Origin of the sequence: Acinetobacter sp. RW6 (genome assembly GCF_041956835.1) — a bacterium.
Lineage (GTDB): Bacteria > Pseudomonadota > Gammaproteobacteria > Pseudomonadales > Moraxellaceae > Acinetobacter > Acinetobacter calcoaceticus.
Genome location: NZ_CP167121.1, coordinates 2,136,300 through 2,155,900 on the forward strand (window position 1 = coordinate 2,136,300; position 19,601 = coordinate 2,155,900).

The 19,601-nt window shown below is 37.0% G+C and carries 22 protein-coding genes, 1 tRNA gene and 2 pseudogenes; 9 read left to right on the forward strand and 16 right to left on the reverse strand.

Annotated elements, in window-relative coordinates; translation table 11 throughout:
• Positions 1–2: 2 nt before the first annotated feature.
• The 4 genes from ACB088_RS10190 to ACB088_RS10205 all read right to left on the reverse strand — a co-directional run bounded on the left by ACB088_RS10190 (position 3) and on the right by ACB088_RS10205 (position 3,159).
• The gene (locus ACB088_RS10190) at positions 3–818 is read right to left on the reverse strand and encodes a pyrroline-5-carboxylate reductase family protein (protein ID WP_375036875.1); all 816 of its coding nucleotides are present in this window, start codon (positions 816–818) and stop codon (positions 3–5) included.
• A 401-nt stretch (positions 819–1,219) separates the two neighbouring features.
• A complete protein-coding gene (locus ACB088_RS10195; protein ID WP_375036876.1) occupies positions 1,220–1,447 on the reverse strand; it encodes a hypothetical protein in 228 nt (75 codons plus the stop codon).
• A 219-nt stretch (positions 1,448–1,666) separates the two neighbouring features.
• Positions 1,667–1,882, reverse strand: coding sequence for a cold-shock protein (locus ACB088_RS10200; RefSeq protein ID WP_003652601.1), 216 nt, complete (start codon positions 1,880–1,882; stop codon positions 1,667–1,669).
• A gap of 344 nt (positions 1,883–2,226) precedes the next feature.
• A complete protein-coding gene (locus ACB088_RS10205; RefSeq protein WP_375036877.1) occupies positions 2,227–3,159 on the reverse strand; it encodes a lauroyl acyltransferase in 933 nt (310 codons plus the stop codon).
• A 257-nt stretch (positions 3,160–3,416) separates the two neighbouring features.
• Here ACB088_RS10205 and ACB088_RS10210 point away from each other — a divergent pair, with 257 nt between their 5' ends.
• Positions 3,417–4,034, forward strand: a complete 618-nt coding sequence (locus ACB088_RS10210) for a LysE family translocator (RefSeq protein WP_092707945.1) — start codon at positions 3,417–3,419, stop codon at positions 4,032–4,034.
• 97 nt (positions 4,035–4,131) lie between these two features.
• Here the strand turns inward: ACB088_RS10210 and ACB088_RS10215 are convergent, their stop codons facing one another.
• The 3 genes from ACB088_RS10215 to ACB088_RS10225 form a co-directional block, all read right to left on the reverse strand.
• On the reverse strand, positions 4,132–4,677 hold the full coding sequence (locus ACB088_RS10215; RefSeq protein ID WP_375036878.1) for a glycoside hydrolase family 108 protein: 546 nt from the start codon (positions 4,675–4,677) through the stop codon (positions 4,132–4,134).
• Between the two features lie 30 nt (positions 4,678–4,707).
• Positions 4,708–5,097 carry a hypothetical protein gene (locus tag ACB088_RS10220; RefSeq protein ID WP_092707939.1) on the reverse strand — a complete coding sequence of 130 codons (390 nt, stop codon included), beginning with the start codon at positions 5,095–5,097 and terminating at the stop codon, positions 4,708–4,710.
• Positions 5,098–5,307: 210 nt separating this feature from the next.
• The gene (locus tag ACB088_RS10225) at positions 5,308–5,562 is read right to left on the reverse strand and encodes a hypothetical protein (protein WP_017390244.1); all 255 of its coding nucleotides are present in this window, start codon (positions 5,560–5,562) and stop codon (positions 5,308–5,310) included.
• A 674-nt stretch (positions 5,563–6,236) separates the two neighbouring features.
• On the opposite strand from ACB088_RS10225, the gene ACB088_RS10230 reads away from it, so the two are divergent.
• A complete protein-coding gene (locus ACB088_RS10230) occupies positions 6,237–6,908 on the forward strand; it encodes a LexA family transcriptional regulator (RefSeq protein ID WP_092707936.1) in 672 nt (223 codons plus the stop codon).
• Positions 6,909–7,058: 150 nt separating this feature from the next.
• Here ACB088_RS10230 and ACB088_RS10235 read toward each other — a convergent pair whose 3' ends face one another.
• Both ACB088_RS10235 and ACB088_RS10240 read right to left on the reverse strand, forming a co-directional pair.
• Positions 7,059–7,292: a hypothetical protein gene (locus ACB088_RS10235; RefSeq protein WP_017389051.1), complete on the reverse strand. Its 234-nt coding sequence runs from the start codon at positions 7,290–7,292 to the stop codon at positions 7,059–7,061.
• A 173-nt stretch (positions 7,293–7,465) separates the two neighbouring features.
• Positions 7,466–7,542: transfer RNA gene (locus ACB088_RS10240), tRNA-Met, on the reverse strand.
• A 254-nt stretch (positions 7,543–7,796) separates the two neighbouring features.
• On the opposite strand from ACB088_RS10240, the gene xseA reads away from it, so the two are divergent.
• Entirely contained in the window at positions 7,797–9,062 is a 1,266-nt protein-coding gene (gene xseA, locus ACB088_RS10245) for an exodeoxyribonuclease VII large subunit (protein WP_375036879.1), read from the forward strand.
• Positions 9,052–9,246, forward strand: coding sequence for an exodeoxyribonuclease VII small subunit (gene xseB, locus ACB088_RS10250; protein WP_003652614.1), 195 nt, complete (start codon positions 9,052–9,054; stop codon positions 9,244–9,246). The genes xseA and xseB overlap by 11 nt, the downstream gene beginning before the upstream one ends.
• 259 nt (positions 9,247–9,505) lie before the next feature.
• Here xseB and ACB088_RS10255 read toward each other — a convergent pair whose 3' ends face one another.
• Together ACB088_RS10255 and ACB088_RS10260 are read right to left on the reverse strand one after the other, a co-directional pair.
• Positions 9,506–9,724: a hypothetical protein gene (locus ACB088_RS10255; RefSeq protein ID WP_003652616.1), complete on the reverse strand. Its 219-nt coding sequence runs from the start codon at positions 9,722–9,724 to the stop codon at positions 9,506–9,508.
• A gap of 48 nt (positions 9,725–9,772) precedes the next feature.
• A complete protein-coding gene (locus tag ACB088_RS10260) occupies positions 9,773–10,366 on the reverse strand; it encodes a LysE family translocator (protein ID WP_213031146.1) in 594 nt (197 codons plus the stop codon).
• A gap of 443 nt (positions 10,367–10,809) precedes the next feature.
• Between ACB088_RS10260 and ACB088_RS10265 the strand changes: the two genes are divergently transcribed.
• Both ACB088_RS10265 and ACB088_RS10270 read left to right on the forward strand, forming a co-directional pair.
• The gene (locus tag ACB088_RS10265) at positions 10,810–11,142 is read left to right on the forward strand and encodes a hypothetical protein (RefSeq protein ID WP_375036880.1); all 333 of its coding nucleotides are present in this window, start codon (positions 10,810–10,812) and stop codon (positions 11,140–11,142) included.
• A gap of 487 nt (positions 11,143–11,629) precedes the next feature.
• Positions 11,630–11,980: a four-helix bundle copper-binding protein gene (locus ACB088_RS10270; RefSeq protein ID WP_375036881.1), complete on the forward strand. Its 351-nt coding sequence runs from the start codon at positions 11,630–11,632 to the stop codon at positions 11,978–11,980.
• Positions 11,981–12,650: 670 nt separating this feature from the next.
• Here the strand turns inward: ACB088_RS10270 and ACB088_RS10275 are convergent.
• The 3 genes from ACB088_RS10275 to ACB088_RS10285 all read right to left on the reverse strand — a co-directional run bounded on the left by ACB088_RS10275 (position 12,651) and on the right by ACB088_RS10285 (position 16,040).
• Positions 12,651–13,064, reverse strand: a complete 414-nt coding sequence (locus tag ACB088_RS10275) for a GFA family protein (RefSeq protein WP_375036882.1) — start codon at positions 13,062–13,064, stop codon at positions 12,651–12,653.
• Between the two features lie 27 nt (positions 13,065–13,091).
• A complete protein-coding gene (cueR, locus tag ACB088_RS10280) occupies positions 13,092–13,493 on the reverse strand; it encodes a Cu(I)-responsive transcriptional regulator (RefSeq protein ID WP_092707921.1) in 402 nt (133 codons plus the stop codon).
• Positions 13,494–13,568: 75 nt separating this feature from the next.
• Complete coding sequence (locus ACB088_RS10285; RefSeq protein WP_375036883.1) at positions 13,569–16,040, reverse strand: heavy metal translocating P-type ATPase; 2,472 nt, start codon at positions 16,038–16,040, stop codon at positions 13,569–13,571.
• Between the two features lie 166 nt (positions 16,041–16,206).
• Here ACB088_RS10285 and ACB088_RS10290 point away from each other — a divergent pair, with 166 nt between their 5' ends.
• Positions 16,207–16,407, forward strand: a complete 201-nt coding sequence (locus ACB088_RS10290) for a heavy-metal-associated domain-containing protein (RefSeq protein ID WP_080026604.1) — start codon at positions 16,207–16,209, stop codon at positions 16,405–16,407.
• Positions 16,408–16,458: 51 nt separating this feature from the next.
• Here the strand turns inward: ACB088_RS10290 and ACB088_RS10295 are convergent, their stop codons facing one another.
• Together ACB088_RS10295 and ACB088_RS10300 are read right to left on the reverse strand one after the other, a co-directional pair.
• Positions 16,459–17,418, reverse strand: a complete 960-nt coding sequence (locus ACB088_RS10295) for a LysR family transcriptional regulator (RefSeq protein ID WP_003652630.1) — start codon at positions 17,416–17,418, stop codon at positions 16,459–16,461.
• A 44-nt stretch (positions 17,419–17,462) separates the two neighbouring features.
• Positions 17,463–17,592 (reverse strand): annotated as a pseudogene (locus ACB088_RS10300) (hypothetical protein).
• A gap of 106 nt (positions 17,593–17,698) precedes the next feature.
• Here ACB088_RS10300 and benA point away from each other — a divergent pair.
• Positions 17,699–19,081: a benzoate 1,2-dioxygenase large subunit gene (gene benA, locus ACB088_RS10305; RefSeq protein ID WP_080026602.1), complete on the forward strand. Its 1,383-nt coding sequence runs from the start codon at positions 17,699–17,701 to the stop codon at positions 19,079–19,081.
• Positions 19,078–19,597: pseudogene (benB, locus tag ACB088_RS10310) on the forward strand (benzoate 1,2-dioxygenase small subunit). Before benA ends, benB begins: the two are co-directional and overlap by 4 nt.
• The last annotated feature ends 4 nt before the right edge of the window (positions 19,598–19,601 follow it).

Sequence of the window (19,601 nt, forward strand, 5' to 3'; positions counted from 1 at the left end):
AGTTAGCCAATCTCAGAAATAATTTCTGAAGTAATTTCTTTGCTACGATGATATGCGGCCTTCATGGCTAAACGTATATCATCAGATACATTGCCTAAATCGAACATACGTAAAGCAGACTCGGTAATTCCGTTGGCTAAAGTGACCTTTCCACATAAATCCGCAGGTGGAACATTGGTTTTACGGATCATTTCAACTGCACCACTCGCTGCTTGAAGTGCTAAATCTAAAGCAAACTGTTTGTCGAGCCCTAATGAAATGCCCGTCTTAATCATGCTATCTAAAATATAAAAAAAGTAAGCTGGTCCTGAACCAGATAATGCAATAATTGCGTCAGTTTGTGTTTCCGAAGCAGCCCAGAAAGTCTGCCCCGTTGCAGAGTACAGCATTTCGATGACATCTTTATCGAGTTGGTCCATTTGCTCAGAGGCAATGAGTACGTGAGTACCCGTATGCGTAAGCACAGGAGGATTTGAAATTACGCGAACAACTTTTTTTGAGCCAGTAATCGTTGATAATTTTGCAATATCAATCCCAGCCATCATAGAAATAATAACTTTACGTGATAAATACTTTTTAAATGGTTCAAGCGTTTCTTTTAAGTTTTTTGGTTCCAATAATAAAATAACAATATCCGCTTTCTTTAAACCATTTTCCTTTTCCTTTTGCTTTAACATATTCTCATCGTTATTTTTTCTCTCTTCAATAAGATGGATCTTTTCTTTTTTGAATCCTTTTAAAACCAAGCCTCCTATTAATGCTAACGCCAAATTACTACTACCAACAAAACAAATATGAGGTTGTACTTCATTTAACATTTAAAATATTTTCCTTTCCTAGGGGTATTATAGTAATTAATATTATCTATAATTTAATTATAAGTATTGAGTTAATGAAAGGCTATCTTAATAAAGAACCCACTCAAATAAACTATATTAAAGTGGGTTTCGTTTTATTTGCGCAATAAATAAAACAACTTTAGCTTAAGCCTAATGTATAACTATTTATATCAAATTCCACACAGGAATTGTTAAAGTCTGTAATTATCATTATAAAATTGTACACTATTTTAATGGCTTATAAAGAGTATGAAATTGTTAAGTTTTCTAAACAAAAAATGGAGGAATAGAAGCCCCTACTTTTCCATGAAACAATTGCTAATGCTTTTTTATCAGTCAAAACATTCACACTCATATTTATTAATTAAAAAAGCAGCTAATTAGCTTCTTCTTTCTTCTTTCTTCTTTAAAATTCTCTCAGCTTTACTTATAGCTTGTGTTAAATCAACATCTTCACAAACCCAAAAAGTAAAAATTTTTCCAAACAAGTGGAAGTGCTGTTTAATATATTTAGAACTATGATCTGAATAATGCTCTTCAACCTTAAAGAAATCATTATTATTTTCTATTTTTTGACCGTCAAAAATACCGCCGATACAAATGTCCATTTTAATACCATACACCTAATTAGTTATATTATAACATTAACTTTTAAAAACCTTTTATAAGAGTATTTTTATACTTCTTTTTTTCAATATAAGTTGAATTAAAACTTATAAAAAACCCACAAAATATAAAGTGGGCTTTTTTAACTCTAATAAAATGCTTTAGATTCAAATATATTTTATTTAAATAATATATTTAAATCAATTAAACGCTCTATTTATTTATGAGTTTTGAACAATTACAATATTTGAAGCTTGTGGGCCTTTTTTACCCTGCACTACAGTAAACTCAACACGTTGACCTTCCAAGAGAACTTTAAAACCAGGTGTTTGAATATCGGTAAAATGAGCAAAAATATCTTTACCTTCATCAGTCACAATAAAACCAAAACCTTTAGTTTCATTGAACCATTTTACTGTACCAGTAGTAGTAGACATATGTTATATCCTAAATCTTAAAATATTATAACTTATTATTGGGGAAACCAATTTAACTAAAAAATAGACGTCGAAATTTAAATATCTGCAAAAACCGAAGGATTATAAATAAAACTGCGCAAATAGAAATTTATGATGACAAGAATATTTTGTTAGTTATGCTCGATAATACACGCTTCAGAAGCATTTGCAATCGATATTCAAAATAATTAAATCAAGAAAAATTCTATGCCTCTCACCCTTCGTCTTTCATATTGATTTAATTAGGATTCCTTTCAATTAAAAGTCAAATTTTGTTTCATTTTAATCGAAAGATGTACATCTGCTCTTTCCCCATAAGCCCATCAATAAAACTTCTTTTCACCCGCTGGGCGCGTCTTAAAACGTCGATGGAACCACATGTATTGTGTAGGTGCGATGCGAATTTGATTCTCGATAATTTTATTTACTCTTTCAGCATCACTAACTTCACATCCACTTGGAAAATTCTCTAATTTAGGTTCAACGAGAACATGATATTGAGGATTTCTAATATTGCCAGTTCTGTAAAAGTATAAAGGCACTGCTGCTGCTTTTGAGATATCCATAAGCCTGCGGTGAGCTGTGACAGTGGCTGCTTGTACCCCGAAAAATGATGCCATTACACCTTGCTTTAAGCCAAAATCCTGATCTGGGCTATACCATATGGCATGACCATGTTTAAGGTTTTGGATAAGTCCACGCATATTGTCTCGAGCAATCTGGTTTTTATACACTCTTGCACGGCTACGATGAATCAGAAAATCTAAAAAGGGATTGTTTTGAGGTCGGTAAACCACGTCCATGTTAAAAAATAAAGTACAAGCGGCTCCGCCTGCATCTAAAAGGGTGCTATGAGTGCCTAGTAAAAGTACGCCGTGTTCCTGATTGTTGGTTAAATTCTCTAATCCATCTATATGAACACGGCGTTTAAACCAGTTTGGACTATACCAAGCATTTAAAGCCTCAAATACACCCGTTAAAGTATCAACAAAAACCTGTTTGGCTTTCACTTCAATTTGCATAGGTGTTTTTTCAGGAAAGCATGCTTCTAAATTACGTAGTGTTGTTTTTCTTCTTGAACCTAAAGATTTCCATGCTATTTTTGAAAGAAAATCGGCTAGACGCCATTGAATAGCCCAAGGTAACATCGCAAATAACATCAGAATAAAAGCTAAAACCCATAGACCCCAATATTTAAACGATAAAAAGGAAAATCGAAATTCGCCAGATTTAAACTGCCGTTCTTTTTTCGTCATACTGTATATTTCTTGAGGTATAGACTTAGCATACTAACACGCCTACTTGTCGGGGTTGTATGTTTATGTTGCAATAACTGCTATGCTTTTAAATACATTATCTATTTATATAAATGCATATTCTATTTCGAAACTTTTAAATTTTAATATTTAATTTATTTATTTTGAATATACATAACCCTCTGTATACATAAATTATTTTCTCATTTAAAGTAATCGCATAATTTTGCCTCAATTGATAAATAGGATATATCAGCGTGAGCGGTCTTTTAGTTTTTATAACAATTGCATTTCTTACCCTATTAAGCCCCGGCCCCGGTGTTTTATTTACTGTCACAAATTCAATCAACTATGGTGTTAGAACCGCTTTATTCGGTATTAGCGGCTTAATTATTGGTATGTTTGTAATTGCTGTAATTTCCGCCAGTGGTGTAGGTCTTATTATTACGAGTAACCCTACTATTTTTACGGCTTTAAAATTTATTGGTGCATTTTATTTAATGTATCTCGGATATAAAAACTTCAGTAAAAAAACTCCATCGCAAGATTTAATCCCTGATCAGGAAAGTGATAAAAATGTAAGTAAATCAAAACTATTTTATCAGGGCTTACTCGCATCTTTGCTTAACCCAAAAACAATCGTATTTTTTATTGCTCTCTTCCCTCAATTTATCGATATAAAGAAAGAAATTTTAAATCAGTTTTTAGTTCTATCTTTAACCTTTTGTTTGATTGGTTTTTTAATTCATTTGGTCTATGCAAATTTCTCTTCAATTTTTAAAGAAAAGATGTTGGCTGGAAATAATTTTTCGATACTCAATAAAATCAGTGGGGCTATTTTCTTTCTTCTTGCGATCTTACTCATCGCACAATAAATCATTACTTTAAGAATGATGCTTTAAAAGCCTTAACTCATATTTAGACTTTTAAAGCATTTCGATGATTCAGCATATTTTTATCTAATTACAATTTTTAAAACGATACCCTGCTTAAGATCCAACCATAAAAGAAGTCCTCATAATTTGGGTTCTTCTCTGTAATTTCGATATAGTGCTGCCCTTGCATAATATTTAAAACGCGTACCAATACCTTTTCTCCTTCTTTATGACGCCTGTTCAAATAACTTCTAAGAGCTTGAAAAGTGAGAGGCCCATACTGACCATCTAAAGCAAGATCTGACCAGCCTTCTTTTCCCTGCTTATTCAGCAAATTTAAAGCACGCTGCAACAAGGGTTTTGCAAAATTGACACCACAATTGACGCCTGTATCAAATAACTCTTCTGCAATAGTCGGGCTAATCTCATTGATCTGGTCAAATTGGGGTTCAAACCAATATTGTTTCTTATAAATAGATTTGGCCACAGCTAATGGTAAATCCTGCATATCACCTTGATAGCCTTGTGATCGAGCGACTGCTTCGGTAATGCCAAATTTGGTGGCATGTCCCGGGTCTGATGGATGGTTAACGTACCCACCTTCTCTGTTTATGATTGCTTCTAAGTACTGGTCGATATTCATTTTATTTTACCCATATGATTGAAACTATTTTTAGCTATTTTGCAGATCATCTTTCGCTTTTTTTAAGTCTTTCATGACTTCCACAATCGTTTTACCTTCTTGTTTATTGATGAAGTTAAATATCCATCTCACAATAGCCCAACCAGGCAAACCGCAAATGAAGAAGAATCCACATAGTGTGATCATTCCCCAAATATCCGATACCCATTCATGTAAATTCCATTTCATGATAATAAATGAGCCACCTGTTAAGCTTGAAACCACTGTACAGATCAGCCCAACAATCCATTCTTGCGGTGAGCGAGGGAAACGCATCATTAACACGACTGCGACAACTAAGCTGACCGCTAAAGCCACCATAATTGCGATGCTATAAAAATTTAAAAATGTGGCTAATCCACTTGTTGGAACTGTTTTCATAATCTTGTCCTGCTTTAAAGGGTAAAACTTGAAAATCCATCACAATGACCAGCTTGTTTTTTTTCAGGTTTTATAAATTCCCTTAGTTTTCTTTATTACAGTCAATAAAAAACACTAACGCTTTAAAGCGGCGCTAAATTGCAAGACGAACTTACCCTTGACCCACTTAATTTCAGGGCCCAAGAAGGAATGTTTGTGTGCTAAAGCTGCTTAGTGTGCACTGTTTAAGGCTTGTTCAATCAACTCAATCACGGTGATTGCACCTATCGCTTTTTGCATAGAGACTTGATCGTCAAATTCGAACGCTTCATCTTCAAGCTCACTTGCAATTTGCTTCGCCTCTTCAAGTGCCCTTTTTATTTTTTGTACCTTAAGTTTGTTTATATCTTTTGCAATTGTTGGGACATACCCTCCACGTTTTGCATTTTTAAGTTGTTTAGCTCTGTTCTGCATTGCTGTAGTCATTCACTATCTCCAACTCAACTTACTTGTTCAATAAGGCATCTTTATCGTTTGTTATTCTTGAAGTTTTGACGCATTCTTTGAGCAATATAGCTAAGCTATGGCTACAAATGTATGTTCGAAACGTTTCAACTGGTACAACAAACATATAGAACCAAACAATATGCGTTTAAAGCATTAATTTAAAAATAGATATTTCCTTTTTTGAAATTGTAAAAAAGTATTAAAGCTCTTAAGTTTAAGCCTTTCTCGGACTTTAATTTTTTGACCAAAAAGTTCAAATAAGGCTTTGCCGTATATCGGAAACTTTTGTTACGACTCACAATCTTTGTTAAATTCTTCATGTTCTTGATACCCTTTATCGACGAACATTAAGCCTGATCCACGGAATCGGGCTTTTTTTTATTCCAATTTTTGTTTTGATAGCCTATCTGCACATCATAATTGAGCTATCTCCCTTTTATTTTGCCCTCTATAAAAACAAAATAAATTTAGCTTTCATCTCAATACTTTGATAAGCCTATAAATAGTCACTGAAATACTATTTAAACTTTATCTATTCATCTTAAGATATAACTGATATTATAACTATAATTATTATTAGTCAATAACTATAGTTGTTTTACTCGATATAACTTTAGTTATATATTTGTTATAAGTTTGCTGGTGTGACCATTATGGCTCTTAAAGACCGTTTAAAAGACTCTAGGCTTAAAGCGAAAAAAACTCAGGCTGAAGTAGCAGAAGCAGTCAAGATGTCTCAGCCTGCCTATCAAGCTTTAGAGTCAGGTAAAAATTTGAAATCTGCGTTTCTGCCATTAATTGCCCAATTTTTAGGTGTAGATGGTTATTGGCTAACGACTGGAAATACCGAAGATTCTTTTAGAGAAAGTGACGTGTTTAGCCCTACCGTTGTGAGTGCTGAAACCACCGATCAATATGCATGGATTGAAGTCGTAGAAGCTAGCTTTTCTTGTGGTACAGGTGAATCTATCGAGTTTCACTTCGATGCAATTAATGGAAAAATTCCTTTTCCAGCCTCATTTTTTAAAGAAAAACGGGTTGCTCAAGAGTGCATGCGTATTATTAAAGCTAAAGGCGATAGCATGACAGATTACATTAAAGATGGAGATTTAGTCGGCATTGATATCTCTCAGACTGAAGTCATTGATGGCGAGATTTATGCGGTTTACTTTGCAGGGGAAGGAATGATTAAGCAAATTTTTAAAGAAGCAGATGGTTCTTTAATTTTGCACAGTTTAAATGAAAAGTTTAGAGACCGACGTGTTACCGAAGAAAATGGAAAGAACTTTAAGGTCATGGGCCGTCAATTCTGGCGAGCAGGTTAATTGAGTTATAAATATAATTAAAAGAATAATTCTATCGATTTTATATACTTATCTTTTTTATAACTTTAATTATTTATAAATCGTATAGATATAAAAAAACCTATCTCCATTAAAGGGATAGGTTTTTTAGCTTTAGTACTAAACATTTTATTAGCAATACGTACTTAAACGATAAAGCTGGTTAAATGCAGCATAAAAGCTTTTACCATCTTGGTTCAACTCGATTTCTTCACCAGTTTGAAGTTGAATTTTCTTACCAACTTCGACCCAACGATAACCATCTTGAGAGTTTTGCTTACGTACGTGAGGAACCACTCTCACATTAATTTCATTGCCATTTACGGCTGTGGCAATTTGCCACTCATTTACTATATTCACAATCATTCACTCATCACTGAGCTCATGTGATTTAACGGTATTTAATTAGAACGCTAGATTTAAGGTATGGACAGTCAGTCTAGAATTTAATATTTAGCTTGATATAGGGTTATTTATAAGCTAATGCTTTTCATAATTTTTGCATTATGAAAAGTGGTACATCACAGAGCATAATATTTTGGTTGCGGGGGTCGGATTTGAACCAACGACCTTCGGGTTATGAGCCCGACGAGCTACCAGACTGCTCCACCCCGCAATTGGAAGTAAGCTTTATACGCTCATATATTTCATAAAGCAAACTCTTTTTTTTAATCTGTTGTAATTCATCAGTTTTATCTTTTTTAATTAATTTTATATTTTAAATTAACTAGTGATGAACAACCTAAATTTAAATTTAATCTTTTGAATTGTTGTATTTATTTTAAACAGAACCCTAAATTCACAGACAGCAATTGCCTTGGTTGGATGGCTTTTATACTATCTAAGTTGGTCCTTTAATGTTTAGTTCGTATGTCTGAACCTCAGTTTTCCCTTAGTGAATATCTCGGCACAGTTCAGGAAGTCATACGCCTGGCCTTTGATGAGCCAGTTTGGGTAAAAGCAGAAATTCGAAATTTGAATATTAAAGGCGGTCACTACTATTTAGAGCTTGCAGAAAAAGATGCAGATACCGATAAGGTGATTGCAAGTTGTAAGGCCACAATCTGGAAATTTTCAGCAAGTAAAATTGTTTTAAAGTTTGAGCGTGAAACTGGTATTGAGATTTCAAGTGACTTAAATGTTCTCATAAAAATTCGAGCACGTTTCGATCCTCAATATGGATTTTCAGTCAATATTGAAGAGATTGACTCAAGTTTTACCTTAGGCGAAATTGCTAAACGTTATCAGCAAATTATTGAACGACTCACTCAAGAAGGTTTAATTCATAAGAACAAACTCCTCCCGACTCCTTTTGATATTCAAAATGTTTTAGTCATTGCTCCTCAAAATGCTGCGGGCTTAGGTGACTTTAAAAAAGATGCTGATGCGCTAGAAAGAAATGGTGTTTGCCATTTTGTATATCACACCGCTACTTTTCAAGGAAATACAGCTGCAACTAGCTTAATAGAGTCTTTAGGTACAGGTTTAAGGCAATGGGCCAGCACATGTACATTTCCGCCAGACTTGATTGTGATTATTCGTGGCGGCGGATCTGTTAATGATTTAGCGTATTTGAATGATTATGAACTTGCAGCTCTGCTCTGCAAACGCTCTGTACCCATTTGGGTCGGCATTGGTCATGAAAAAGACCGTACTATTCTTGATGAAATTGCCCATCGTTCATTTGACACACCAAGTAAAGTGATTGCTGGTATTCGTAACCATATTGTTGAACGCGTACAAGAAGCGGTAGATAGTCTGCAAACCATTAAGCTCCTTTCGCAGCATCAGATCACTACCTATCAAAGCAAGAATGACCAACTGCTTCAACACATTAAATCTTCAGCACAGAGTCAACTTAACTCGGGACATTATCTGCTTGACCAGATGAAAGAACGTATTCAGTTTAGTTCACAGCAACAAGTTAAATTTTCATTAGCCCAAATCGAATCTTTAATGAAAGAAGTCCTTCTACAAAATCCGAAACAGGTTCAAGCCAAAGGTTATGCAATTGTTAGATCAGAAGGAAAAGCAATTCGTTCTATACATCAAATTTCAAGCCCTGCCATTGCCATTGAAATGCAAGATGGTGTGATTGAAGCCAACATTACACAGGTAATTCCAAATGAAGAATAAAGAGTTAACGTTTAAGGATGGCCATGACATTTTGAAGAAAAATGCCGAATTACTTGAATCTCAAGAAAGCCCAGATATTGATAATTTAATGAAAATTGTTGAAGAATCGATTACTGCCTATAAAGCGTGTAAATCACGCATAGAAGCAGTTCAACAAGCTTTAGATGAAACATTTAAAGAATAAAAAAAGCCCATTTCTACTTCTCATTGAAGAAATGGGCTTAGTGAAAACCACTTAGTCCTGAAATGCAAAAGTGTGGATTAGGTCACACTTTTACAAAAAGCATGGTCCCACAACAATTCCTGATATTCAATATTTTAATTGTATTCAATGGTTAATTTTGCTCTTATTTTCACCAGATTCTAGCTAAAAACTTTCTTACTAAAATTATGATGAAATACAAATGTGTTCTAGGTGTTATTTTCAAAAGTGAATCTAAAAATTATTCCTCGTTGAATGGCCCAATCAATTGATAAATTTTCCCGTCTTTAGGATTTTCATAGAGTAAATCCATATTGGGTAAAATAATGTCATCATCAATTTCAATATGTTCAACGCTTTTATGAAGTTCAAGGGCGTGGTCGTTCATGGGTCTAACTTTCGCCAAAGCAATCGTTTCCTGGTTAAACTGGTCCTTAATAATTACTTTTAATCTTTTCATAAAAATCTCCTAAAAATTAAAATTTTTAATACTAATAATGGGTTAAATCTAAAATGAGCTAATCGCTGAATAGCCGATTGGCATAGCAAAAAAAGTTAAAATAAATGCAGCCGTACGTTGTAAATTACGTTGGTTTAACCAAGTTATCTTGTTTGAAATTAATACGGTTCCAAAAGCAATCCATAAAAATGCAATGGGTGTAATTAATGATAAAAAAATAGCAATATGAATAAAATATACGTTAAGCACTTCCCATGCTGCATGTGGAAAAATAGCAGAAGCAAAGAGTAAAGCTTTAGGATTCAAAAGTGTTGCGACAAATAAAGCCTTAGGCGTAATAAGTGGGTTGTCTAATTTGATGTCATTTGTTGATGTTACCCAAAGTTTAAATGCAAGGTAGAGAATGAAAGTTGCACTTATTAACTTTAATAAGGCAGGAAGCCAAGGGATTAAATGTGAAACTGACTCAAGCAAAACGCCCCATGAAGTAATTGCAATGAGATAACCCATCACTTCAGCAGGAATAAGTTTAAGAGACTGCTTCACCCCTGCCTGTATTCCAGCCGAGGCTAACAATGTATTTGTGGGGCCTGGAGTCAACAAAATGGTGACCACAAGTCCAATAAACAGAAATGACACCATAGGCAACGAACTCTTTAATTATGCTAGGCGAAATATGTCAAAAATGAGCATCTATTGTCGACAAAATGGTTGTAACAAGAAATATTAAAATTAAATTATCTAATTTTAAAACAAATAATTAACTCAAACCGACTGTAAATTCACTTACGATTTAAATAATTTCAGATATGCAAAATAGATCACAGAAATAGAGAATAATGAGCTATTATTACAAGCCTCTACGACATTAACTTGAGAATTTTTTACTCAAAAAAACCTGCTGTTTTTTTAATATTTTGAACTTATATAACTGAGTAAATAGCAGCTTTTTGCCTCACTTGAAATTTTAAAATTGAACAATATATAAACAATTAGAAATCGTGATTTTACTGAATATGATGTCTGGCTCCCCATCAATTCATTGATTGTCGCTTTCATCAAATAAATCAAATGATGGAGGATGCATGATGAATGCTTATGTTCGTCCTCATCCCGATGGTTTTAAATCTTACTTAGGTAAAAATCAGAAAACTGGCCTCTATGCTGTGCGGCTCGGTTGGACGGTTTATGAAACGAATGGCAATGGTTCTGTGCTGTACATTGTCAAGAATGAAGATAAGATTCCATTCGATGTAGACAAGTTTAAAACTGATCGTCCCAAAATCTATGCTGCGCTTTTAAGTGAAGTGCAGTTTCAACGTAAAAAACAGTTAGCTATTGATCTGCAACAATCCAATATTCCTTCTTATGACCGCCAAGCCTACAAAAAGCGTCGTGGGTTTGTAGGGTCTTCATAAACTCTTTCATTCAACCCGATGTTAGATTCAAATATAGAAAAAGCACCCTCGGGTGCTTTTTCTTTTAACGACCAGTTGTAATTAATACGAACATACTCAGTATTAATGTGCTTAATGATCGTTTGCAATGGATGTGGACTTCATGCTCAGCTCCGTGAGCGTATTGATTAACGTTTTCCATTTCGTGTCCTTCAAAGTTCACATTCCTAATTTGCCTAATATTCACACAATAAGAAATTAGCCAAAAGTATTATATGCAATTAAATTTAACACAATCCTTAAATTTTATTGACACTTTTTATCATCAGGAAATAAGCGTTTTTAAGCTAAAAACTGGATGTAACATTCTACTACGAGGTTAATTATGTATTGGGTATTTGTACCCCTTTCATCTCAAATGCCCATTGTTTAAAAAATGACCTATAAAATGGAAAAACATAACAATATTCCATTTTTTAATAAAGACTTTTGGAATAGGAGAATTCATATGCAAACCAATCAAGAAGCAAATAATTCATTATTTTGCCAAGCCTCTAGCTCAATTCAAGCCTGTGTAGAATGTATGATTGCTTGTAAGACCTGTGCAGCCGCCTGTTTGCAAGAAGAACATATGATGCATGAGTGCATTAAACACTGTCTGACTTGTGTAGAAATCTGTCAGTTATGTACTTCTTTAGAGTTAAGGCATTCTGAATTAGCTGAACAAGCGATGCCATTATGTGCCCATGCATGTCAACTTTGTGCAGCAGAATGTAGTAAACATGAGCATGAGCACTGCCAAATTTGTGCTAAAGCATGTCTAGCTTGTGCTCAAGCGTGTCAAGCCTATCGTGCATAGTCGCGTAACGCATAAGGAAGTTTGTATAGCTGATTTATAGTCAGGCCATATATGGTAGGAAAATTTCTAAAAAAGGACTGAGTAACTTAAGGTATTAAAAATTAATAATTTATCGTTTTGTATTTTATTTAAGAGAGGTTAATAATAACTTTTCTTTAGGCATAAAAAAAACCCGCATCTTGGGGAAGAATGCAGGCTCTTAGATCTCCCACAACGACCATGAGTCCATTATTACACTTGAACTTTAAACCGTTGACTAAATGTACCTATAAATAAATTAAATTGCAATACAGAATAGTCTGTATGTTTAAAATATTTTATTATTTCTTCAGAGTTTTATTTGCTTAAGAAGCAACGGACAAAAGTAGCGCGACAAAAAATCGTTATTTATGAAGTGACAACCTAATAAGTAACTTTTTACAGGCATTAAAAAAGCCCGTTTCACGGGCTTTTCTGCAACGGTGAGCAATCTAAGATTTGTGTCTATCCATCTCTTACATGCTCTTTGCTAGCTATATGTAAGGTCTTATCGTATTTTTTGTCCTGTCCCAAGTTTCCCTGTGGATCGAGGAGATATTACGATTACCTTAAGTACATATATAGCACATTTTTTGTTCATGGCTAGTCTTGTTCACGTTTTTTTACAAACAAGCCCTAGCCGATTAAATGACTATTTTTGGACGCCATCTGTTGCTTGTAGGTATTGTTGAGCATGATCACCAATAGTATGCCAAGAGGCCTTTGAAGCGACATAGGCATGAGAGCTAACTTGGGTAGATATTTCTTCATTAATGAGCCCCACCCTTAAACGTACCACGTCGGGTTTATCTAAACGTTCACTCCAGACAGGTGAACCACAAGTTTTACAGAACACTCTCTTTTTATTGGAAGACGCAAAATAAGCCTGTAACAGGTTTTCTCCCTGCACAATATTCAAATCACTTTTCTGTACTTGCGTAATAGCAGCAAAAGCAGCGCCTTGTGCTTTTTGGCATTGCGTACAATGACAAACCATGATGGGTTCTAATTCACCATTAATACTGAGTTGAATACCATTACAAAGACAAGAAGCTGTATAAGCCATGATTTTTCCTTTTTATTTTGATGAGTTTTAGCTTACACCCACACCTTTTTCAATGTGATCTAAAATGGCACAAGAAGCTTGTTGGTTACCACAGCAATCATCGGCTGATGCCTGCAAAATATTAACCATTTCTTGTAAATGTGCAATTTTTTGGTTGAGTTCAGCAATATGTTTTACGGTTAAGGCTTTCACCTCTGCACTATGCCGATCGGTATTTTTCCAAAGCGAAATCAGTTCTTTCATTTGTTCGGATGAAAAACCCAACTCTCTGGCATGTTTTAAGAAGTTTAAAGTCTTCAGGTCAGTTTCTGAGTAAATACGATAGCCCGAAGCTGAACGCTGAGCTGCTTCAAGTAAACCGATTTCTTCATAGTAACGAATCATTTTTGCTGAAATACCAGACTGTTTAGATGCCTGACCGATGTTCATCTCACACCTCAAATATTAAATTTGGTTTAAGACCTGAGTTTCTGATCTTAAACCAAAATATGATTTTCAGCACGCTTACTGTACGGGTGCATGAAAACGTTTTAAGCGTAATGCATTTCCTAAAACAAAGACTGAAGAAAGTGCCATCGCTCCTGCTGCAAACATAGGTGAAAGTAATACACCAAATGCTGGATATAACGCACCTGCCGCAATTGGAATAAGTGCAACGTTATATACAAATGCCCAGAACAAGTTTTGGCGTATGTTTCGCATGGTCGCTTTACTTAATGCAATTGCGTTCGGTACACCTTTTAAACTACCTGACATCAGCACAACATCGGCAGCTTCAATGGCAACATCTGTTCCTGTACCAATCGCTAAGCCGACATCTGCTTGTGCCAAGGCTGGTGCATCGTTAATGCCGTCACCTACAAAAGCCAAGCGACCATATTGTTTTTGCAGTTGGCGAACGGTGTCCACTTTGCCTTCTGGTAAAACCTCTGCTACCACTTCATCAATATTAAGTTTTTTCGCAATCGCTTGCGCTGTATGACGGTTGTCCCCTGTAATCATGGCAACTTTTAGACCTAACTGATGTAAGGCCTCAATCGCAGCATAGGTTGTTTCTTTAATTGGGTCCGCAACGGCAATAATCGCAGCAAGTTGCTGGTCGATAGCAACATAAAGCGGTGTTTTGCCTTCTTCACCTAATTGAGCAGCAATCGCTTGAAATGAGCTGGTGTCTAAACCAAGTTGGTGCATATAACGATCTGCACCAATTTGTACTCTTTGGCCTGACACTTCAGCTTCAATACCAGAACCTGTAATCGAGTTAAAAGCTGTTACTGGTAATAAAGTTAGCCCCTCACTTTCTGCGGCTTGAACAATAGCGAGAGCAATTGGGTGCTCAGATTTGGCTTCAACAGAGGCAACCAAAGTCAGCACTTGTTCACGCTCAAAACCTTGTTGCACATTAAAGTCAGTGAGTGTTGGTTTCCCTTCTGTGAGCGTTCCAGTTTTATCAACAGCAACCACCTTCGCTTCTTGTAAAAGCTGCAAAGCTTCACCTTTACGGAACAAGACACCGAGCTCTGCACCTCGTCCAGTACCAACCATAATAGAAGTTGGTGTTGCAAGCCCCATCGCACAAGGGCAAGCAATAATTAGTACTGCAACGGCGTTGACCAAACCAAAAGTTAACGCAGGTTCTGGCCCAAAAATAAACCAAACCAAGAAAGTAATTGCAGCAATGAGCATCACCGCTGGCACAAACCACATCGTGACTTTATCGACCAAACCCTGAATCGGAAGTTTAGAGCCTTGGGCTTGCTCAACCATGCGAATAATTTGTGAAAGCACAGACGAAGCGCCAACTGCGGTTGCCCGAATGTTTAGAGTACCGTTCTGGTTGATCGTGCCTCCAACCACTTGATGCCCTACTATTTTTTCAACTGGAACAGGCTCACCCGTAATCATAGATTCATCAATGTAGCTGTGCCCTTCAACTACTTCACCATCGACAGGCACACGCTCACCCGGACGAATTTCTACAATGCTTCCACTGACCACTTCGGCAACAGCAACTTCAACCACTTGACCTTCACGCTGAATACGAGCAGTTTTCGGTTGCATGCCAACCAAATGCTGAATAGCTTGCGAGGTACGACCTTTGGCTTTTGCCTCAAAATATCGCCCAAGTAAAATTAAGCTGACAATTACAGCAGCCGCTTCAAAGTAAACATTGACTGTGCCTTGTGGTAACACATGCGGCATAAAGGTTGCTACAACAGAAAAACTATAGGCAGCCAAGGTTCCAACAGCCACCAGCGAGTTCATATCTGGTGCTAAACGCCATAGGGCTGGAATACCTTTTTGATAAAAACGGCGACCAGGAAAAACCAAGACCAGTGTTGTCAAAACAAACTGTAAAAGCCAGCTATTGTATTGACCAATCGTGTGCATGACCCATATGTGAAAAGCTGGAATCAGATGAGAACCCATTTCCAAAATAAACACGGGTAAGGCCAAAACAATCGAAATGATCAAATCTCTTTTAAGCTGATCTAACTCTGAAGCTTTTTTATCGAGCTGCTCATTTTGATTTTTATCAGAGGCTTTTGCGTCGTAACCCGCTTTTTTAACAGCGCGAATCAGATCTTCAACATTGACTGATGGAACTGCCTGAACCCAAGCCTGCTCTGTGGCTAAGTTAACTGTCGCATCTTGAACGCCGTCTACTTTCTTCAGCGCTTTTTCAACACGTGCAACACAAGATGCGCAGGTCATACCCTCAATAGATAACTCCACTGGTGCCGCTTTGGGAACATCATAACCTGCTCGTTCAACTGCTTTAACCAGTGCTTCACGCTGAATCGGTTGATTTGAATAAACAACAGCTTTTTCTGTTGCTAAATTAACGTTGGCAATTTCTATATTTTCAACTTTCTTAAGCGCCTTTTCGACACGTCCGACACAAGAGGCACAAGTCATACCTTCGATTGGTAGTGTTTCACTATATGCTGGCAATTTTGTGTTTTTTGAGTCCATCAAACACCTCTGCAAATCTGCAAAATTTTATCAATTACCTTGAGCATACAGATTCCCATCATGGGAAGGTCAAGCATATTTTTTAAAAAAATTGGTCTTGACCTTACAATCATGACAAGGTTTAGACTCAGTGTTATCCAAACAAATATCTCGTTCTTGATGGAGTATGAATATGAAACTACTTATTGAAAATATGACTTGTGGTGGCTGTGCTCGTGGTGTGACAGCAACTATTCAAGATGTCGACCCAAATGCAAAAGTAGATGTAGATTTAGCGACAAAAATCGTAACTGTAGAAACCAGTGAAAGCGTCGACAAAATTACCGAAGCGCTGGACGAAGATGGTTTTCCAGCTCAAGTCCAGTAAGAAGTTAGATAACGCATAGCTTCAAACTTTGAGGCTATGCGTTCGTCTTATTTAAAAATCGATACCGTTTGAATCATCTATTGGGTTCTGATCAAGTGTAAAAACGGTACGCTGATAAGGTATCCCTTCTAAATCGTAGACCTGATAAATACAATCAAATAAGAGTTGTAAGTCCTCACTTCTGTCCATTGCGCGTGCAGTAATAAAAATCGGACTGACCGCGCCATTGTCGAGAATTGGTATGTAATTTAAGTGCGGAAAACGAATGGTATCGGCACTGGCAGGAATAATACATAAACCTTCTCCCGCTGCGACCAAGCCCAAAGCCAACTGAATTTCCCGTATCTCATGCATATTTTTTGGAACCAAACTATGCTCGGCAAAGATATTCAAAAGCTGGGTTGAAAAATTGGGTTTCGGTGAAGTCGGATACATAAACATCTTTTCATCAATGAGATCGGCTAGATATACCCCTTCCGTACGCTGTGCAATTGGATGGCTGGTATGTGCCGCAACCACCAAACGCTCTTTACGTAAAAGAATACGTCTCACCGCTGGATCACTAATTCTTAAGCGACCAAACCCGACATCAATCCGACCTTCTTTTAATGCCTGTAGTTGCTCAGTCGTACTTAACTCCATCAGTTGAATATTCAAATGAGGCTGCTGTTGACGAAATAAATAGATGATTCGCGGCAGTAAACCATAGAGTAAAGACCCGACAAAACCAATCGTCACACTACGTTCAATGAGACCAATACGTTTGGTCATACTTTTTATTTCTTCAGCATTCGACAAAAGTTTAAGGGCGTGCTGATAAAAGAAATGTCCTGCTGGGGTTGTCTGTAAAGGACGGCTTCCACGCTCAAACAGTTGAATTCCAAGCTCACTTTCCAGATTTTGGATCTGCCGGCTCAAAGGTGGTTGAGCAATAAATAGTTTTTCGGCTGCCTTTGTGAAGCTCTGCTCTTCAACAACAGCCACAAAATACCGTAAATGTCTTAGTTCCATAAGGCTTCCATACCTTTAAGATATAAAAAAATGCAAATTCAGTCTTAGACACAGTTTAACCATTCTTTTAAGGTATATACAAGCAACAAACCGATGAAGTGATGAATTGCTTTGTGAAAAAGCCTTCTTGCCAATATTCAAGTAATTCATCTTCATCAATTCACGGTTAAACACCCAGCGCACTCATGCGCTTCATTGACAATATTAGGATATCAAGACCTTTTAGATCGTAGCTAAGGCCTTGGTGACTTCCACACTTTTGGAAAGTCGGAGAACGGACATGCCACGTATTCCTGTAATCAATACTAGCCATCTTGACCGTATTGATGAATTACTTGTCGATAACATCGATACAGGTGAATTTAAACTTCATCGCTCAGTGTTTACTGACGAAGCCCTATTTGACCTCGAAATGAAATATATCTTCGAAGGCAATTGGGTTTACTTAGCACACGAAAGCCAAATTCCAAATAATAATGACTACTACACCACTCACATTGGTCGTCAGCCAGTCATTATTGCCCGCAACCGTAACGGCGAACTCAATGCCATGATCAATGCGTGTTCACACCGCGGAGCACAACTTTGCCGTCACAAGCGTGGTAACAAAGCAACATATACCTGCCCTTTCCATGGTTGGACTTTTAACAACTCAGGCAAACTTCTAAAAGTTAAAGATCCAAGTGAAGCAGGCTACTCTGACTGTTTTAACCAAGACGGCTCACATGACCTTAAAAAAGTTGCTCGTTTTGAGAACTACAAAGGCTTCTTGTTTGGCAGCTTAAATCCAGATGTTCCTTCACTTGAAGAATTCTTGGGTGAAACCACCAAAATCATCGACATGATTGTTGACCAGTCTGAACATGGTCTGGAAGTTTTACGTGGTTCATCAACCTACACTTACGAAGGTAACTGGAAACTCACTGCTGAAAATGGTGCCGATGGTTACCACGTTTCTGCTGTTCACTGGAACTATGCTGCAACAACTCAACACCGTAAAGAAACTCAAGCTGCCGATAACATTCGTGCGATGAGCGCTGGTTCTTGGGGTAAACAAGGCGGTGGCTCGTATGGTTTTGAAAATGGCCATATGTTGCTTTGGACACAATGGGCAAACCCAGAAGACCGTCCAAATTTCCCGAAAGCAGACGAATACACCGAAAAATACGGTGAAGCGATGTCGAAGTGGATGATTGAGCGCTCACGTAACCTGTGCCTCTATCCAAATGTGTATTTGATGGATCAATTCGGTTCGCAAATTCGTGTACTTCGCCCACTTTCTGTCAATAGAACCGAAGTCACCATTTACTGTATCGCACCTAAAGGCGAAGCACCTGAAGCTCGCGCACGCCGTATCCGTCAATATGAAGATTTCTTTAATGCCTCAGGCATGGCAACACCAGACGATTTAGAAGAATTCCGCGCTTGTCAGGCAGGCTACGCAGGTATTGCACTTGAATGGAATGACATGTGCCGTGGTTCAAAACATTGGATTTATGGGCCAGACGATGCAGCAAACGAAATTGGTTTAAAACCAATGTTAAGTGGTATCAAAACTGAAGATGAAGGTCTTTACCTTGCCCAACATCAATATTGGTTACACACCATGAAACATGCGATTGCATCAGAGAAAGAAATTGCTGATCAGGGAGAAACAGCATGAGTGCTCAAGACAAAGCAACTTTAGAAAATATTGCTCAGTTTCTCTATCGTGAAGCTCGTTTTTTAGATGATGAACAATGGGACGATTGGATTGCATGCTACGCACCGGAAGCTTCTTTCTGGATGCCAGCTTGGGATGATGACGATAAATTAACGGAAGACCCGCAATCTGAAATTTCACTCATTTATTACCCAGACCGCCAAGGTTTAGAAGATCGTGTGTTCCGTATTAAAACTGAGCGTTCATCTGCAACCATGCCGGACACACGCACAAGCCACAATATTGCCAATATTGAAGTCGTCGAGCGCGACAGCGACAAAGTTACTGTTCGCTTTAACTGGAATACATTGAGTTTCCGTTACAAGACAAATTACAGCTATTTCGGTATGTCACGTTATGTGATCGATTTTTCAGGTAATCAACCAAAAATCTTGAGCAAGTACGTCGTTTTGAAAAATGACTACATCAATCAGGTTATTGATATTTACCACCTTTAAGACATACCCCCTCAGTTAAACGG

Bases quoted from the DNA above. Each gene is read 5' to 3' on its own strand.
- ACB088_RS10205 (WP_375036877.1), bottom strand. From the start codon at position 3,159: ATGACGAAAAAAGAACGGCAGTTTAAATCTGGCGAATTTCGATTTTCC.
- ACB088_RS10225 (WP_017390244.1), bottom strand. From the start codon at position 5,562: ATGACTACAGCAATGCAGAACAGAGCTAAACAACTTAAAAATGCAAAA.
- ACB088_RS10275 (WP_375036882.1), bottom strand. From the start codon at position 13,064: ATGGCTTATACAGCTTCTTGTCTTTGTAATGGTATTCAACTCAGTATT.
- ACB088_RS10285 (WP_375036883.1), bottom strand. From the start codon at position 16,040: ATGGACTCAAAAAACACAAAATTGCCAGCATATAGTGAAACACTACCA.
- ACB088_RS10215 (WP_375036878.1), bottom strand. From the start codon at position 4,677: ATGAATATCGACCAGTACTTAGAAGCAATCATAAACAGAGAAGGTGGG.
- cueR (WP_092707921.1), bottom strand. From the start codon at position 13,493: ATGAACATCGGTCAGGCATCTAAACAGTCTGGTATTTCAGCAAAAATG.
- xseA (WP_375036879.1), top strand. From the start codon at position 7,797: ATGTCTGAACCTCAGTTTTCCCTTAGTGAATATCTCGGCACAGTTCAG.
- ACB088_RS10265 (WP_375036880.1), top strand. From the start codon at position 10,810: ATGATGAATGCTTATGTTCGTCCTCATCCCGATGGTTTTAAATCTTAC.
- ACB088_RS10190 (WP_375036875.1), bottom strand. From the start codon at position 818: ATGTTAAATGAAGTACAACCTCATATTTGTTTTGTTGGTAGTAGTAAT.
- xseB (WP_003652614.1), top strand. From the start codon at position 9,052: ATGAAGAATAAAGAGTTAACGTTTAAGGATGGCCATGACATTTTGAAG.
- ACB088_RS10260 (WP_213031146.1), bottom strand. From the start codon at position 10,366: ATGGTGTCATTTCTGTTTATTGGACTTGTGGTCACCATTTTGTTGACT.
- benA (WP_080026602.1), top strand. From the start codon at position 17,699: ATGCCACGTATTCCTGTAATCAATACTAGCCATCTTGACCGTATTGAT.
- ACB088_RS10295 (WP_003652630.1), bottom strand. From the start codon at position 17,418: ATGGAACTAAGACATTTACGGTATTTTGTGGCTGTTGTTGAAGAGCAG.
- ACB088_RS10220 (WP_092707939.1), bottom strand. From the start codon at position 5,097: ATGAAAACAGTTCCAACAAGTGGATTAGCCACATTTTTAAATTTTTAT.
- ACB088_RS10200 (WP_003652601.1), bottom strand. From the start codon at position 1,882: ATGTCTACTACTACTGGTACAGTAAAATGGTTCAATGAAACTAAAGGT.
- ACB088_RS10290 (WP_080026604.1), top strand. From the start codon at position 16,207: ATGAATATGAAACTACTTATTGAAAATATGACTTGTGGTGGCTGTGCT.
- ACB088_RS10195 (WP_375036876.1), bottom strand. From the start codon at position 1,447: ATGGACATTTGTATCGGCGGTATTTTTGACGGTCAAAAAATAGAAAAT.
- ACB088_RS10270 (WP_375036881.1), top strand. From the start codon at position 11,630: ATGCAAACCAATCAAGAAGCAAATAATTCATTATTTTGCCAAGCCTCT.
- ACB088_RS10230 (WP_092707936.1), top strand. From the start codon at position 6,237: ATGGCTCTTAAAGACCGTTTAAAAGACTCTAGGCTTAAAGCGAAAAAA.
- ACB088_RS10235 (WP_017389051.1), bottom strand. From the start codon at position 7,292: ATGATTGTGAATATAGTAAATGAGTGGCAAATTGCCACAGCCGTAAAT.
- ACB088_RS10255 (WP_003652616.1), bottom strand. From the start codon at position 9,724: ATGAAAAGATTAAAAGTAATTATTAAGGACCAGTTTAACCAGGAAACG.